The sequence below is a fragment of the Bradyrhizobium sp. AZCC 1578 genome, from assembly GCF_036924675.1.
Classification (GTDB): Bacteria; Pseudomonadota; Alphaproteobacteria; order Rhizobiales; family Xanthobacteraceae; genus Bradyrhizobium.
Map to the genome: position 1 here is coordinate 7,235,419 of NZ_JAZHRZ010000001.1, position 15,705 is coordinate 7,251,123.

At 63.1% G+C, this 15,705-nt stretch carries 14 protein-coding genes and 2 pseudogenes; 6 read left to right on the plus strand and 10 right to left on the minus strand.

Annotated features, from left to right (window positions below; translation table 11 throughout):
* Window positions 1-40: 40 nt before the first annotated feature.
* The 3 genes and pseudogenes from V1290_RS34425 (at window position 41) to V1290_RS34435 (ending at window position 1,118) form a co-directional block, all read left to right on the plus strand.
* On the plus strand, window positions 41-238 hold the full coding sequence (locus V1290_RS34425) for a DUF417 family protein (RefSeq protein ID WP_334368477.1): 198 nt from the start codon (window positions 41-43) through the stop codon (window positions 236-238).
* Window positions 239-278: 40 nt separating this feature from the next.
* A pseudogene (locus V1290_RS34430) lies at window positions 279-729 on the plus strand (carboxymuconolactone decarboxylase family protein).
* A gap of 176 nt (window positions 730-905) precedes the next feature.
* Window positions 906-1,118 (plus strand): hypothetical protein, encoded by a 213-nt coding sequence (locus V1290_RS34435; RefSeq protein ID WP_065729736.1) that lies wholly within the window; start codon window positions 906-908, stop codon window positions 1,116-1,118.
* 12 nt (window positions 1,119-1,130) lie between these two features.
* Here V1290_RS34435 and V1290_RS34440 read toward each other — a convergent pair whose 3' ends face one another.
* The 7 genes and pseudogenes from V1290_RS34440 to lptF all read right to left on the minus strand — a co-directional run bounded on the left by V1290_RS34440 (window position 1,131) and on the right by lptF (window position 9,859).
* Window positions 1,131-2,189 (minus strand): alcohol dehydrogenase, encoded by a 1,059-nt coding sequence (locus V1290_RS34440; protein WP_334368478.1) that lies wholly within the window; start codon window positions 2,187-2,189, stop codon window positions 1,131-1,133.
* 34 nt (window positions 2,190-2,223) lie between these two features.
* Complete coding sequence (gene rsmA / locus V1290_RS34445) at window positions 2,224-3,081, minus strand: 16S rRNA (adenine(1518)-N(6)/adenine(1519)-N(6))-dimethyltransferase RsmA (protein ID WP_334368480.1); 858 nt, start codon at window positions 3,079-3,081, stop codon at window positions 2,224-2,226.
* Window positions 3,078-4,082, minus strand: a complete 1,005-nt coding sequence (gene pdxA, locus V1290_RS34450) for a 4-hydroxythreonine-4-phosphate dehydrogenase PdxA (RefSeq protein WP_334368481.1) — start codon at window positions 4,080-4,082, stop codon at window positions 3,078-3,080. The genes rsmA and pdxA overlap by 4 nt, the downstream gene beginning before the upstream one ends.
* A gap of 3 nt (window positions 4,083-4,085) precedes the next feature.
* Window positions 4,086-5,027, minus strand: a complete 942-nt coding sequence (locus V1290_RS34455; protein ID WP_334368482.1) for a SurA N-terminal domain-containing protein — start codon at window positions 5,025-5,027, stop codon at window positions 4,086-4,088.
* A 72-nt stretch (window positions 5,028-5,099) separates the two neighbouring features.
* Window positions 5,100-7,497, minus strand: a pseudogene (locus V1290_RS34460) (LPS-assembly protein LptD).
* Window positions 7,498-7,595: 98 nt separating this feature from the next.
* The gene (gene lptG, locus V1290_RS34465) at window positions 7,596-8,693 is read right to left on the minus strand and encodes an LPS export ABC transporter permease LptG (protein ID WP_334368483.1); all 1,098 of its coding nucleotides are present in this window, start codon (window positions 8,691-8,693) and stop codon (window positions 7,596-7,598) included.
* Window positions 8,690-9,859, minus strand: coding sequence for an LPS export ABC transporter permease LptF (gene lptF, locus V1290_RS34470; RefSeq protein WP_334369265.1), 1,170 nt, complete (start codon window positions 9,857-9,859; stop codon window positions 8,690-8,692). The genes lptG and lptF overlap by 4 nt, the downstream gene beginning before the upstream one ends.
* A 348-nt stretch (window positions 9,860-10,207) precedes the next feature.
* Here lptF and V1290_RS34475 point away from each other — a divergent pair, with 348 nt between their 5' ends.
* From V1290_RS34475 to V1290_RS34485, 3 genes are all read left to right on the plus strand, one after another.
* Window positions 10,208-11,710, plus strand: a complete 1,503-nt coding sequence (locus V1290_RS34475; RefSeq protein ID WP_334368484.1) for a leucyl aminopeptidase — start codon at window positions 10,208-10,210, stop codon at window positions 11,708-11,710.
* A gap of 14 nt (window positions 11,711-11,724) precedes the next feature.
* Entirely contained in the window at window positions 11,725-12,177 is a 453-nt protein-coding gene (locus tag V1290_RS34480; RefSeq protein WP_334368485.1) for a DNA polymerase III subunit chi, read from the plus strand.
* A gap of 123 nt (window positions 12,178-12,300) precedes the next feature.
* Window positions 12,301-12,837, plus strand: coding sequence for a hypothetical protein (locus V1290_RS34485; protein ID WP_334368486.1), 537 nt, complete (start codon window positions 12,301-12,303; stop codon window positions 12,835-12,837).
* Window positions 12,838-12,862: 25 nt separating this feature from the next.
* Here V1290_RS34485 and V1290_RS34490 read toward each other — a convergent pair whose 3' ends face one another.
* The 3 genes from V1290_RS34490 to V1290_RS34500 form a co-directional block, all read right to left on the minus strand.
* The gene (locus V1290_RS34490; protein WP_334368487.1) at window positions 12,863-14,725 is read right to left on the minus strand and encodes an ABC-F family ATP-binding cassette domain-containing protein; all 1,863 of its coding nucleotides are present in this window, start codon (window positions 14,723-14,725) and stop codon (window positions 12,863-12,865) included.
* Window positions 14,726-14,799: 74 nt separating this feature from the next.
* Complete coding sequence (locus V1290_RS34495; RefSeq protein WP_334368488.1) at window positions 14,800-14,973, minus strand: hypothetical protein; 174 nt, start codon at window positions 14,971-14,973, stop codon at window positions 14,800-14,802.
* A 212-nt stretch (window positions 14,974-15,185) separates the two neighbouring features.
* The gene (locus V1290_RS34500) at window positions 15,186-15,461 is read right to left on the minus strand and encodes a sulfur globule protein precursor (protein ID WP_334368489.1); all 276 of its coding nucleotides are present in this window, start codon (window positions 15,459-15,461) and stop codon (window positions 15,186-15,188) included.
* Window positions 15,462-15,705 lie beyond the last annotated feature (244 nt).

Below are 15,705 nucleotides of genomic sequence, written 5' to 3' on the forward strand. Positions count from 1 at the left end.
AGCTCGCCCTCGCGGCGCGGCGCGTTTCGGCAGATCGGCGATGCGTGCTTTGAGGCGTGGTAGCGCGAAAGTCCAGGAAGGCGGACTCTTCGTCACCACCATCAGCTTCATGATCTCGACGCCAGGCGTCGTGGTGCCGGAGCTCGGGCTGCCCGCGATCACGGTCGCGCCGGGTCAATTCCTCCTGAAGGATGTCGGCCTGTTCGCCGCTTGTTCTGGGTATTCGTCGACTCTCTGAAGGCGGTGGTTCGCAGGTGAGCGGCCAGCAACGGCAAGAAATGAGCAAGCGTCTCGACTGCAACCAGATCGCGTCGGCAGGCGTGAAAGCATTGGGCGGCGTCTACGTCATGCAGAGCGGACTTTCTCCGGCGCTGGTCGAACTGGTTTACCTGCGAATTTCCCAGATCAACAACTGCGCCTATTGCCTCGACATGCATACGCGCGACCTGCTCAAGAAGGGAGAGAAGATCGAAAAACTCGCGCTGGTGCAGGGCGTGGGCGGAAGCCGGTAATCTCTTCGACGAGCGCGAACGCGCCGCGCTTGCATGGGCCGAGACGGTGACGCGCGTCGCCGATACCGGCGTGTCGGATGAGGCATATCAGGCCGCCCGCGCCGTGTTCGAGGAGCGAGAACTCGTGGACCTCACGATCGCGATCGGCCTGATGAACGCCTACAACCGCATGGCAATCAGCTTTCGCAACACGCCGCAGGCGGTGCTCAGGAAGTAGGCATTAGGCATACCATGGCCGTGATCGTCCCGGGAAGTTTGCAAGGAGACGGCACGTCGCCTCTCGGCGAGGTGCCATGCTCTATTCCCGCTTTTTCCCGAAAGTGCTATCATTCAATGATCGTTGTGCTCGCAAGGGATGTCGGTTGGCTTTGTTCACCCCGGGGAGGTGACGTCGTGGCTAAATTGGATGACCGCACGATTGCAAACATGGAAGTTGCGCTGGAAAAAGCCTGCCGCCGTTTTCCCAACGGCGGCGATCATGAAAGCCGCAAGTACGTCGCCCGAAAGCTGATGCAGAGTGCAGAGGAGGGAAATACCACCTTGGGCGGACTGGACGTTGTCGCGCACCGGGCGGTTCAGGAACTGTCGAAGCCAAAGTCGGCATAACGGTCGCATGCCTCAGTTCTTCAGCACGATACGTCCGACGACCTTGCCGGCGCGCAGCTCGTCGATCCATTTCTGGACGTCGGCCATCGGCTCTTCCTTCATCGGCGTCGGCTTGATCTTGCCGGCGCGCGCGAGTGCCATCAATTCCTTGGCCTCGGCGAGGGTGCCGACCATGAAACCTTCGATGGTCATGCGCTTGTAGACCCACTGCACCATCGGCAGGCTGAAATTGCCGCCCATCAAGCCGGACACCACGATCTTGCCGCCGCGTGCGACCGTCGCAACGGCGAACGCCATCGATTTCTCATTGCCTGCAAAATCGACGACGCCGTCGAAGCCGCCTTCGGTTTCCTTCAGGATGCGCCTTATGACCTCGGGCTCGGCCGGATCGTAGGCAACCGCTGCGCCGTTCTGCAGCGCGGTCTCGCGCGCGGCAGGAGAGAGGTCGGCGACCGTGATGTTCTGCTTGAACATCGCCTGCGCGAATGAAAGGCCCATCATGCCGACGCCGCCGAGGCCGATCAGCAAGAGGTTGCGCTGCCGCGGACGGTCGACCAGCCGCTTCAGCGCGCCATAGGCGGTGACGCCCGAGCACATCAGCGTCGCCGCCTGGTTGACCGGCAGCGGATCGTAATCCAGCAGATATTTGGCGTCAGGCACCAGCACGTGAGTGGCAAAGCCGCCATCGATGGAGACGCCGAGGAAGCGCTGCTTGACGCAGAGGTTTTCGTCGCCATTGGCGCAGTCGCGGCACTGGCCGCAGCCGATCCAGGGGAATACCGCCTGCTTCTTTCCGATCAGGTCTTTCGACACATCGGGACCGACTTCATCGACGATGCCGGCAATCTCGTGCCCGAGCGTGAACGGCAGCGTCATGCCGCGCGTGGTGTCGAGCCGTTTGCCGCCGCCAAGATCGGCATAACCGTCCTGGATGTGCAGGTCGGAATGGCAGAGCCCGCAGCGCTCGATGCGGACGAGGACTTCGCTGCCTTTCGGCTTCGGCGTGTCGACGATGGTTTCGCACAACGGCGCATCGAACTTGACCAGCGACTGGCGACGCATCAGCGCCATGGCATCATCTCCTCGAGCAGTTTCTTCAGGGCGTTTATGCTTTTATGCTTCGTATATCGGTCAATTCGCGGGCCATGGCAACAAATCCGGAGATTGGAATGGTTTCGGCGCGCCTGGTCGCGTCGATATGCGCGGCTTCAGCCAGCCGGGCCGGGTCGACCGAGAGCGATTTGAGGCTCTGCCGCAGCATTTTGCGGCGCTGGCCGAAGGCCGCGGCCGCCACCTGTTCGAGAGCCCGGCGGTCACACGGCTCGGGTGCCTCACGCGGCACCAGCCGCACCACCGAGGAGGTCACTTTCGGCTGCGGCACGAACGCGGCGGGGGAAATGTCGAACAGGATTTTGGTCTCCGATCGCCAGTTGGCGAGCACCGCGAGCCGCCCGTAGGCCTCGTCATTCTCTCTTGCGACGATCCGCTCGGCGACCTCGCGCTGAAACATCAGCACCATCATGTCGTACCAGGGCGGCCATGGCTCGATCGAGAGCCAGTCCACCAGAAGCGCGGTTGCGATGTTGTAGGGCAGGTTGGCGACGATTTTTGCCCGCTCGCCGCCCAGCATCGGACGGGGATCGAAGCGCTGCGCGTCGGTGTGAACGATCTCAAGCCGGCCAGGATAGCGCTTGGCGATGTAATCGAGCGGAGCCAGCGCGCGCTCGTCGCGCTCCACCGCGATGACGCGTTTGGCGCCGAGCGCCAGCAGCGCGCGCGTCAGGCCGCCTGGGCCGGGGCCGACCTCGATAATGGTGGCGCCTTCGAGCGGGCCGGCGGCGCGTGCAATCCGCGCGGTGAGGTTGAGGTCGAGCAGAAAATTCTGGCCGAGCGATTTGCGGGCCGACAGGGAATGTTCGCGGATGACCTCGCGCAGCGGCGGCAGATCGTCGATCGCGCTCATGCAGGTTTGGTTGCCGCCATGCGCGCGGCGAGCCGCAGCGCCGCGGCGAGACTCGACGGATTGGCCTTGCCGGTGCCGGCAATGTCGAAGGCGGTGCCGTGGTCCGGCGAGGTGCGGATGAACGGCAATCCGAGCGTGACGTTGACGGCGTCGTCGAACGCAATCGTCTTGATCGGGATCAGTGCCTGGTCGTGATACATGCAGATCGCGCAGTCATAGGTCTTGCGCGCCGCGGCGTGGAACATGGTGTCCGCGGGTAGGGGCCCCCTCGCATCAATGCCTTCCTTGCGCAGCATTTCGACCGCGGGTGCTACGATGTCGATGTCTTCGTTGCCGAGCGAGCCGTCTTCGCCGGCATGCGGATTGAGGCCCGATATTGCAAGCCGCGGCTGGGCAAGGCCGAAATGGGCTTTCAGATCCGCAACCGCAATCCGGGCCGTCGTGACGATCAGCTCGGCCGAGAGCTGATCCAGCGCCTCGCGCAGCGAAAGATGGATGGTCACGGGAACGACGGCGAGCGCCGGCGACCACAGCATCATCACCGGCTGCGGCACGCGTCCGCCATCGGCGGCAAGCTCGGCGAGATACTCGGTGTGGCCGGGATGGCGGAACCCGGCGCGGTAGAGCACGCTCTTGGCGATCGGGTTGGTGACGACGGCGCCGGCGCGTCCGGCCCTGACATGGTCGACCGCATGGCGAATCGAGGCAAGCGCCGCGCTTGCGCTGGTCTGGTCTGGCTGTCCGGGGCGCGCGGTTGCGATTTCGCCGGTTGCGACCACCGGCAGGGCTCGCGGAAATGCCGCGCTTGTGTCCTCGGGCACGGCGTCGACGAGGTCGATCGACAATCCCAGGATTTTCGCCCGCTCGGCGAAGAACGCGCGATCGCCGAGCAGATAGAATGGCGGGAGATCCAGCTCACCGCGCCGCCGCCACGCTTCAAGGGCGATGTCGGGGCCGATGCCCGCAGGTTCGCCCGATGTCAGCGCGAGGGGCTTTGCCATGCATCAACGATATTCGATCATCGCGGCTTTGCGGATGTCGGCCAGGTAAGCCTTCGACTTTGCCTCGTACTTCTGCGTGTACATCTTTTCCCGGATTTCCCGCTTCTTCGGCGTATCGATCTTGGTCGGCTTGCGGTCGCACAACGCTACCATCTCCACGCCTTGTTTGGTGATTTCGGGCGGGGTCAGGCGACCGACCGGCGTCTTGTCCAGGAGCTCGCGAAGCGGGCCGGGTATGTCGGCCGAAGTCTTGGTGACGATGCCGCGGATCGCGGCATTCTGCATCGACTTGAAGTAGGAGTTGGCCTGCTCGCAGCTCTGCACGCGCTCGCGCAAGGACTCCGCCTCCTTGCGCCGCAAGTCGATCGCGCTTTGCGCCGAACCGCGCGGCACGATCAGCACGATCGGCTGCAGCCTGTATTCGAACGCGTCGGCCTGGGTCGCTTCGCCGCTTTGCTGGGCGGCGTCGGCAACGTCCTTCTCGCCGACCTGGAGGCTCTCCTTGAAACGGCCGCGCACCAGGCTGCCCCAGACCATCTCGGCCTTGAGGCGGGCTTTGAGCGTTTCCGGCCGGACCCCCTGGCTCTCCAGGGACTTGGTGAGCTGTTCGGGCGAGATACGCATCCGCTGGCTCATCCCGGCAAAGGCCTGGTCGATATCGCTCGCCGAAGGGTCGACGCCGAACCGCTTGGCTTCCTTGATCTTCACCTTTTCGTCGATCAGTTCCTCGATCACCTCCTTCCGCGGCATCTGCTTTCGCGTGGTCAGGAAGTTGAGCTTGGTGCGCTGCTCTATATCGAGAGTGGTGATGGGCTCACCGTTCACCATCACCGCCACGGACTGCGCTTGCAGCGGTGAAGCGCCGCCGGCCAGAACGGCAAGCGCAACGGCGCCGCCGGCGATCAGGGACCAAAATCGGCGAGGAAGGAGCGTAATGGTCGTCATGGTCATATCAGTCGTATCAACCAATTCGTACCGCGCGGTGCTGGGTATTCTCCGGCAAGGTCGGGCCTCACGCTACTGAAGGCCGCTGGTGCCGGACGACGAGGTCGAATTCGCAATGGTCCGTAGGCCGATCTGCACCATGAAAGCGTGATTGAGCACCGGCGGCGTCGTCCCGGCGGAGTAGGTATAGGACGTGACGTAGTTGGCGGCCAGCACGAAGCAATCGTCCACATAGCCGGCGCCGATGATGTACTGGTTCAGCTTGTTGGCTTCAAGATCCCAGCGAGCGGCTCCCGAAACGACCCAGTTCGACGCCACTTTGATGGATGCGCTGCCGAGCAGGCCTTCGCGTCGGGTCAGGTAGCCGAGTTCCGGCTGGGCGGCATAGTTGCCGTACATCATGCTGACCGACCAGCGGTCGAACGAGGCGCGTCCTTCGGCCTCGAAGCGATTAACGTTCATCGTCGCTTCATCCATGCGCGAACGCACGCTGAACGTATAGGTTCGGTTCGGCGAATAATTGACGCGGGCGACGTAGTCGGACCGGGTGTTCTGCAGGCCGGATTCGAGGCCGCGTATTGGTCGGGTCCGCCACCGCGAACGAGTTCAGGCCGAACAACTGGTAGGATTGGCCGAACAGCACATTGACGCTGCCGCCGCGATCGAACTGCGTGGTCGCCTGCACGCCGACATTGGCGCGGCCGCCGCCCTCGACGCGGTCGTAGCCGGAGAACTTGTCGATCGCGAACAGGTTGCTGGCGTCGAACACCATGCTCTGCGCGTCTTCGTTCGGCAGCCGGCCGGCGAAGGTCTCGTTCGGACGAGCGATGATCTGCGCAATCGGCTCGATCGTGGTGGTGCCCCAGGGCTGAACGTTGATGAAGGGGTAGCGATATTCGAGGCCGACCGTCGGCATCAGGCGGACCGCCTGCGTGTCGCCGACGGGCAGGAAGTTCGAAACGCCCGGCTGGTTCGAGATCGAGGCGTCGATGGCATCGGCGCGCATGATCGCAAACGGCGTCCAAATCTGACCGATCGGATCGGTGTACGAGCGCCGCCACTGCGCTTCGGCCGTCAGCCGCGTGTAGGTGCCAGGCATGCCGCGCAGCAGGCACTGCGAGGGAATCCGGGCCAGCGGATCGGCCGATGCGGTGAGGCACAGGCCGTTGGTGTTGGCCAGCGTCGTGATCGGGTCGAACGCCGCGGTCGTGCGCGACAGGCTGGTGAAGTTCGTCTTGTAGCTGACTTCACCGCCGAGGATCGGGTGGTTGATCACGTTGGAATAGTCGATGACCGGATGGATCACCGGGACCTGGTCCTGGTTGCCGGAGAAGGAGAGGTAATGGATCGTGCGCGCATCGAAGAAGCTGCGATTGCCGACACCGGTCAGATAGAGCTGCGAAATCGCTTCTGTCGGCAGGGTCAGGAACGAGCCCAGCGGATCCCTGTATTGGGCCAGCCGGTAGTCCGAGAAGAAGAAGTAGTCCGACAGCAGGACGCCGTCCCAACCCCAGACCCATTTGTCGTTGATGGCGAACTGGCCCTTGGTGTCGATGCCGCCGCGGAAGTCGCGATCTCCGGGCTGACCGGCGAACGCGCCGGGATCGAGCTGATTGATGCCGTAGCCGCGGATCTGGTACGAGCCGTTGATCAGCCGCTGGCGGAATTCACCCTGGAACAGCACGCCTTGCCGCGTCGTGAAGCGCGGATTGAACGTCGCGTCATAGTCCGGCGCGATCGCCCAGTAGAACGGGGTCTCCACCGCGTAGCCATAGGTCGAGTTTGAGCTGTAGGCGGGCATCAGGAAGCCCGTCTTGCGCTTGACGGTCGGATCGGGCGTCGAAAAATACGGCAGATACGCCATCGGCACGCCGAAGAATTCGAGCTGCGCGTTCTCGAAGTACAGCATCTTGTCGGTCTGGTCGTGGATGATGCGCGCACCCTTGACCTGCCATAGCGGCGGCTTCTTCGGATTGTCCTTGCACGGCGCGCAGGCGGTATAGACGCCGTTTTCGAACACCGTGTAATTGCCGGCAGAACGGTCGGCGCGCGTCGCCGCCATTCGCGTATCGTCAGCCGTATCGACGCGAAGCGAATCGACGAAACCGTCACGGTAGTCGTCGCTCAGATCCATGATGTTGGCGTAGGTGACTTTGCCTTCCGCATCCGTCAGGCGGATGTTGCCTTCTGCATGCAGCCGCTTGGTCTTCTGGTCGTAGATGACCTTGTCGGCCTCCACGCTGGTGCCGTTGTAGAACATCTGCACGTTGCCGACCGCCGACACGCGCTGGTTGTTGTAGTCGTAATCCACCTCGACGGCTTGCACGAGCATCCTGCCGTCGTTGTTGACAGGGCGCGGCGGCGGCTTGGGTGGACGCGGATTGTAAGTGAAAGTTTGCGCCGCGGCGGGAGCCGTCATGGCAAACTCAATCGTGCCGCCGAAAACCAGTCCGGCGAGCAGTGCAAACATAGGTACGCCAACGGCGGCCAAGCGGGCTCGATAGCGGCGCACGGTGATGCGCCGCCTGAACGCAGGCGACCTGAACTGGCGGGCGGCGACAACGGCCACTACCCGTCCTCCTGGTACAGCAAGGCTAAGAAGCCGGTGAGGCCGCCCACACAGACAGGCAACCACGCCGCAGCGATGGGATGCATCAACTCAGCCTTGCTCAAATCCTCAGTAACTTTCGATAGAACGTAGAGCAGAAACCCTGCGCCCACGCCACTTAAAACCATCTTTTGCACGCCGCCCATCCGGAAGAAGCGAAGGCTGACGGAAGCCGCCAACATCACCATTGCAGCCAGCAAAAATGGCTGTGCGATGAGCTTATGGTACTGCAGACGGTAGCCTGCAGTCGCGAAGCCGGAGCTTTCGGAAGAGCGGATATAGCCGGGCAGTTGCCAAAAAGACACGGTTTCGGGGGTGGAGAAACTGTTGCGAACCTGGGCCGGTGTCAGGGTGGTTGAGAGGTAATAGCTCTCCTGATCAACCGGAGGTTTATCCAGGGAGTATCGGCGTACCGATTTGAAGGCCCAGCGGCCCTCTTCGAGGGACGCTTCGCGCGCCTCGATTCGCTCCTTGAACTGGAGATCGGTATCGAATCGGAACACGGTCAGCCCCGTCAGCCGGACACCCTGCTGCTCGCTGCGGGCCGCATTGATGATCGACTGGCCGTCGTTGTTGATCTGGTTGAGCCAGAAGCCGGATGCATCCTGAATGCCGCCGCCGGGCGCCGAGCCGAACAGTTCGGCCTCCATCCGCTTGGACAGTTCGCGCAGGTTCGCCGACATCGGGTTGTAGGCAACCGTCGCCAGGGTGCCGAGAATGATCGAGCTTGCCAGCGCCGGCGAAATGAACTGCCAGGCGGATACGCCGGCCGCACGCGCCACCACCAGCTCCAACCGCCGCGACAGCGCGAGATAGCAGGTCATCGCGCCGATCAGGACGCAGAACGGCATCAGCTTTTCGAGCAGTTGCGGCACCCGGTACAACGACGTCTGCGCCACCGTGATCGCCGATGCCGATACCAGCCCGGAGGTCTTGCGGACCATTTCGATGTAATCGACCAGCACGAGCAGCACGAAAATGCTCGCGAACACGCCCACCGCAGAGATCAGGAAGCGGCCGGCAAAATATCGCCCGAGCGTGTTGGTCATCATGCTCATGCGGTGGCGGGCCGTCCAAAGAGCCGAGCGAGGCGTGCGTTCGACCTGTTGATGGCCTCCATCAGCGCGGCCGGCGGCTCCACCACGATGCCGCCGATGATCATCCACAGCCCGACGCCGATCGCGCCGAACAGCATCGAATACTGCACGAGAGCCATGCTTGGCGTCTTCACCGTCATTACCGAGCAGGCGAATCCCGCCATGCGCAGGCCAAACACCGCCACGATGGAGCCGCCGATCGAAAAATTGCGGCTCTGGCGCGTGGTGCGCGGCGTGCCGAGGAACGCAAAGGTCAGCACTGCGAAGGCGAAGGGATAGACCGGCGCCAGGAAACGGTCATGCAGCTCGGCGTGAAACTGTCCGGACAATTGCTTGAAAACCGGATCGTTCTCCGAGGGCGAGATCAGCTCCCAGAGATAGCGTTCGCGAATCCCCAGTGCGACGTCGCGGCCGCGATTAGAGAATTTCGACATATCGAAAGCGTAACGAACGAACGCCACAAAGGCCGGATCGCGCTTTCCCGTCTCGAAACGTTCGAGATTGCCGTCTTCGAGCACCAGATAGGAGCCGTTCTCGTTCTTCAGCACCGTGCCGTGGTCGGCGATGATGGTGACACGCTCCTTGGGATCACGGCGGTCGTCGACGAAAATGCCGGCGAGCACACCGCCCGGCTGGCGTTCGCGGATCCGAATCGTCAGGTTCTGGTCGAGCTGGGCGAAGCGGCCGGGCTGCAGGATATTCGTCAGCACGTCGGCCGTGATTTCGGCATCCCATTGCTTGATCCGGCGCATGCCGTCGGGCGCGAGGTAGGAGCCGATGAAGGCAACCATCGCCGCCACCACGCAGGTGGCATAGAAAAATGGGCGGAACAGCCGGAAAGGCGAGAAGCCGGCGGCGTTCATCACGATGATTTCAGAATCGGTGGCGAGCTTGTTCAGCGTGTGGGAGATCGCGATCATCAACGCGATCGGAGCGATGATCAAAACCAGCGCCGGGATCACCAGGCTGGTGATGCCGAGAAAGGTGACGATGGTCTGGCCCTGGCTGGTCATCAGGTCGATGCCGCGCAACGCCTGCGTAATCCAGATCACGCCGGTGAGGCTGACCAGAACCAGCGCAAACGACGCGAGCGTCGTGCGGAAAATGTACCTGTCGATCGACCCCATCGTTACCGCACGATCCACCCTTGCACGCCCAAAGGGCAGCCTCCGACCAATCCCTGTTTGAGGGTTCCCCATTGGTCGGGCCGCCAGTCGTCAGCCGTCTACATTCTCACTACCATCCCTTTGATCCGTCAACAAAATGGCCGGGCCGTGGCGTCCCCTCGATACGGCTAAGAATTCATCTCATGTGGCGTTCCAGCCACTGTGGCGCTTGGCAGTGGCGCGGCAGACAGGCCATAGTGCCGAAAACATCAGGTCCTGAACGATTTGGGCCGTCACCGAAGAGAACATTCCATAATGCGGACCGATTCCGGCCGCGCAAGGCAGCCCTGAATTTTGGAGGATTTACCTATGTCCGACGCCGTCAAGGTCGGCTTTGTCGCTTTTTCTGCGCCCCCCCGCGCCGTTCTCGTGGTGTTTTGCGACGAGGCATTGAAGTTCGGCGAGGCAACTCGGAAGGCGCTGGGGAAGGCAGCCGATACGGTCAAGCGGGCGGCGGCGGCCAATCAGTTCAAGGGCAAGAGCGGATCGACGCTCGACATTCCGGCACCGGATGGAATCAAGGCAGAGCGCCTGATCGTCGTTGGTGTCGGCAAGGCGGCCGATATCAAGGAGAAGGATTTTCTCAAGTTCGGCGGGGTGACGGCGGGCAAGCTCAACTCCGCCAGCACAGCGGTCACCGTGATCGCCGAACTGCCTGAGGGCGCGATGCAGCCCGATTCGGTCGCCGCGATCGCGTCGGGCATCCGGCTGCGCGCCTATAAGTTCGATCGCTACAAGACCAAGAAGAAGGACGGCGAGAACGGCGCGCTGCGCGCCGACGTTTCGATTGCCGTTGACGATGTCGCCGCCGCGCGAAAGGCGCTTGCGCCCGCGTCCCATGTCGTCGACGGCGTGATCATTGCGCGCGAACTCGTCAACGAGCCGCCGAACGTACTCTACCCCGTGGAATTCGCGCGCCGCGCGAGCCAGCTCAAGAAGCTTGGTGTCGATGTCGAGGTGCTCGACGTCAAGGCGATGAAGAAGCTCGGCATGGGCGCCTTGCTCGGCGTCGCACAGGGCTCGACCCAGCCCGGCCGCACCGTGATCATGCGCTGGAACGGCGGCAAGAAGGGCGATCAGCCCATTGCTTTCGTCGGCAAGGGCGTCTGCTTCGATACCGGCGGCATCTCCATCAAGGGCGCCGCCAACATGGAGGACATGAAGGGCGACATGGGAGGCGCGGCCTGCGTGGTCGGGCTGATGCATGCGCTCGCGGCGCGCAAAGCGAAGGTCAACGCGGTCGGCGCCATCGGCCTGGTCGAGAACATGCCCGACGGCAACGCCCAGCGTCCCGGCGATATCGTCACCTCGATGTCGGGGCAGACCATCGAAATCATCAACACTGATGCCGAAGGCCGACTCGTGCTGGCCGACGTGCTCTGGCACGTGGCGAAGAAGTTCAAACCCAAATTCATGGTCGATCTCGCAACGCTCACCGGCGCGATCATGGTCGCGCTCGGAACCGAGTATTCCGGTATGTTCTCCAACAATGACGAGTTGGCGGAACGGCTGAGCAAGATCGGAAATGAAACCGGCGAGCGCGTCTGGCGCATGCCGCTCGGTCCTGAATACGACAAGCTGATCGATTCGCAGTTTGCCGACATGAAGAATACCGGCGGGCGCCACGGCGGCTCGATCACCGCCGCACAGTTCCTGCAGCGATTCGTCGACAACACGCCGTGGGCGCATCTCGACGTTGCGGGAACCGCGATGGGCGCGCCGAAAACCGACATCAACCACAGTTGGGGATCCGGCTACGGCGTGCGCCTGCTGGACCGGCTGGTCGCGGAATATTACGAAGCCACGAAATAGTTCGGTTGCAGGCGATGACGGAAGTCCTGTTCTACCATTTGCAGGCCATGTCGCTCGAAAGCGTATTGCCGCCGCTGTTGGAAAAATCGCTCGAGCGCGGCTGGCGCGTGGTCGTGCAATCGACTTCGCCGGAGCGCACCGAGGCGCTCGATGCGCATTTGTGGACCTACAGCGACGATTCGTTCCTGCCGCATGCCACATGGCGCGCCGGCGATGCCCAGGATCAGCCCATCATTCTCTCGATCGAGGAGAGCAATCCGAACGCGGCCAATGTCAGGTTCCTGATCGACAACGCGGCGTTGCCGGCTGACTGCGATAAATACGAGCGGGTGGTGTTGGTCTTCAACGGTGACGATGCCGACGCGCTGACGGCTGCGCGCGGGGCATGGGCCGATTGCAAGGCGCGGGGATTCGAGGTGACCTATTGGCAGGCCGACGAGCGGGGCCGGTGGCAGCGGCGGCAATAGCGATCCACAGGAATTAATGATAATCAGCGGTTTCTGCGCCGGACCTTGCGGGCAGCCATGGTCGTGCCGCAAAGTGATGGTCGGACAAATGGTTACAGTAAGGGTGGGGGCCTGGGGTTTAGCGTGCGACGCGGAACAATCGATCGAAAGCCACTGCTGACCTTGTTGTTGCTCGGGCCTGCGCTGGCGGGCTGCGCGGGTGGGGCGGACCTGCTGTCGAAGGATGCGGACTGGTTTCAGCGCTCCGGACGCGTGTTCATTCGCAACGTCTCGATCGAGACGCCGCCGCTCACCCCGACCAAAGCGGTCACGCCGGATGAACTCGTCAGTGCCGACGGCGCTTGTCCCGGCATGGCGGGGCCAGGCACCGACGCCAATGCGCTGGCGAATGGCGCTGCAGGTAACCCGCCTCCATCGACGACGGGAACGGTGGCGCTCGGCCATACCGAATGCGACGTCGTGCGCGGCATCGGTGCCCCCGACAATGTCAGCCTTTCCAATAACCCGCGCGGCGACCGCGTGGCGGTCGTCAACTATTCGCGCGGCCAGCGGGCCGGCATCTACACCTTCACGGCCGGACGTCTGACGTCGATCGAGCGTGCACCGGAGGCAGTGGCGCCGGCGAGGGGTGCCAAGCCGAAGAAGAAGCCGGCGGCGTAAATTCGCCGACGACGATCCGTTTTAGCTAGCCCGCGGCTTCGTCAAATTCCGAACTGGCCTCCAGCCAATCTTCCTCGGCCCGCCGCAGCGCGCTTTCGGCACCGGCGCGCGCCTTGCTGAGCTGGGCGGCCTGCTTGGGATCGCGCGTGAACAGATCCGGCAAGGCAAGCGCGGTGTCGATCTTGGCGATGATGCCGCTGATGCGCTCGATTTCGGCCTCGGCTTCGACGATCCGCTGCTTCAGCGGTGATCGCCTTTCGCTCCTGGCGCGCTCGGGCTTCACGCTTTCCTTGACACGCTCGCTGCTGCGCTCGCGCTTATCCCCGATCGACAACACCATTCGCCTGTAATCGTCGAGGTCGCCGTCGTAGGTCGTTACCGTCTTGTCGGCGACGACCCACAATTGATCGGCGCAGGCTTCGATCAAATAGCGGTCGTGCGAGACCATGATGACGGCGCCGGGGAAATCGTTGATCGCCTCCGCCAGTGCCGCGCGGCTGTCGATGTCGAGGTGGTTGGTCGGCTCGTCGAGGATGATCATGTTCGGGCCGAAGAAAGTGGCGAGCCCGAGCAGCAGCCGCGCTTTCTCGCCGCCCGACAGGCTCTTGACCAGGGTATCGCCGGCTTTGCCGGAAAATCCGATCGCGCCGGTGCGCCCGCGCACCTTGGTTTCCGGCGCATCGGGCATCAGCCTGCGGACATGATCGTAGGGCGACGCATCAAGGTTGAGCTCGTCGACCTGATGCTGCGCGAAATAGCCGACCGAGAGCTTTTCCGCCCGTGTGATCCGGCCGGAGAAGGGTTGGAGCTTGCCTGCCAAAAGCTTGACCAGCGTCGACTTGCCGTTGCCGTTGGAGCCGAGCAGGGCGATGCGGTCGTCGGTGTCGACGCGCAGCGTGACGCGGTTGAGCACCGGCTTTTTCGGGTCGTAGCCGACCGAGACGTCGTCGACGGCGATGATCGGCGGCGACAGCATCTTCTCCGGCGTCGGGAACGTGATTTCACGCACATCCTGGGTCACCAGCGCGGTAACCGGCTTCATTCGTTCCAGCATCTTGACGCGGGATTGCGCCTGTCGGGCTTTCGAGGCTTTTGCCTTGAAGCGGTCGACGAAGGCCTGCAGCCGCTTGCGCTCGTCGGCCTGGCGCTTGGCGTGCTTGGCGTCCAGCATCTCGCGCATGGCGCGCTGTTCTTCGAAGGAGGAATAGGTCCCCTTGTAGAGGGTCAGCTTGCCGCGATCGAGGTGCAGGATCTGGTCGACCGAGGTGTCGAGCAGGTCACGGTCGTGGCTGATGACGATGACGGTGCGTGGATAGTTCGCAAGATGGTCTTCCAGCCACAGCGTGCCTTCGAGGTCGAGATAGTTGGTCGGCTCGTCTAGCAGCAGCAAATCCGGCGCCGAAAACAGCGTTGCCGCCAGCGCCACCCGCATGCGCCAGCCCCCGGAGAATTCCGAGCACGGCCGCGCCTGGTCCGCAGCGGAAAATCCGAGGCCGCTCAGGATTGCCGCGGCGCGCGCCGGCGCGGAGTGCGCGTCGATGTCGACCAGCCGGGTCTGGATTTCGGCGATGCGATGCGGATCGGTGGCGGTTTCGGCCTCACGGAGCAGCGCATCACGCTCCAGATCGGCCTTCAGTACGACATTGATGAGACTCTCCGGGCCGTCCGGCGCCTCCTGCGCCAGGCTGCCGACGCGCCAGCGCGGCGGTAGCGTAATGCCGCCGGATTCCGTCGGCAGGTCACCCCGGATCGCATGAAACAGCGTCGATTTGCCGACGCCGTTGCGGCCGACGAAGCCGACGCGAGCACCCGGCACGATCTGCACCGTGCTGTCGTCGATCAGGAGCCGCCCGGCAATCCGGATCGAAATGTCTGTGATGGAAAGCATGCGGCGTTGTCACCGGAGCCGGTGCCAAACGCAACTCATTTATCTTATCGGTAAAATCAGCTACCCAGCGGTCCTCAATGCAACTCGTTGTCGCGGCGGCGCAACTCGTCGACGAGTTCTCGTAGACGCGGTGGTAGTTCAGTTTCGGGGCGCAAGTTTTGCTGAAGCCGTTCGCCGATGGCGTCGCAGATCGATACGCAGGTCTTGTGATCGAGTTGTTCGAAATCTCTGATGATTCGGCCATCCATCGGCGGTGTCTCTTCTTCGCGAGTTCCACCTCGCGGCGCTCGCAAGGCTTGAGTGAAACAATGATGAAGGATCAAGTCACAACCGCGAAATTTGTTTCCCGTGCAGAGCCCCATGCGTTCGCGTGCAAGTGGTCGAATCGCGCTGTTCGCTTCCGCACAAAAAAAGCCCCGGCGGCGGCCGGGGCGTCAGTCAGGGAGAAGCTCAAATCAGCTCAGTAGCAGCGGTTCACCAGCCGCCAGCGCGGGCCCCAGGGGGTCGGAACCAGACGCCGCACGTAACAGCCGCCATAGCCACCGAAATAGGCCGGGCCGCCGATGACGACGCGCGGGCCCCAGCCCCAGCCGTGATGGCGATGATGCCAGCCGTGATGGTGATGATGATGGTGCCAGCCGTGACGCCAGCCGTGGGCCGAGGCCGATGTCGGCGCCAGCGCAGCCGCGCCCAGCGAAGCCGCGGCCACTGCAACGAGCGAGAGTTTACGTAACATGATCGTCTCCTCAAGGTTCAGGCGCGAAAATGCGCGCCATCGGTGAGATCGCCTCCCGTGACGCCCCGGGCCTCGCGGATGCGCACCCGGTGTCCGATCGTCGGAAAGTTTACGGCTGCGAGGCTGAATGGCGGCGTGACGCAGGTTACAGAGTGGGTTCACCTCCCTGAAATTGCGGTAATCTTTGCCCCTGCGGGGTGACGTGCCGCACGAAAAGGCGCCCAAAATGGGGGGCAGGCGCGTC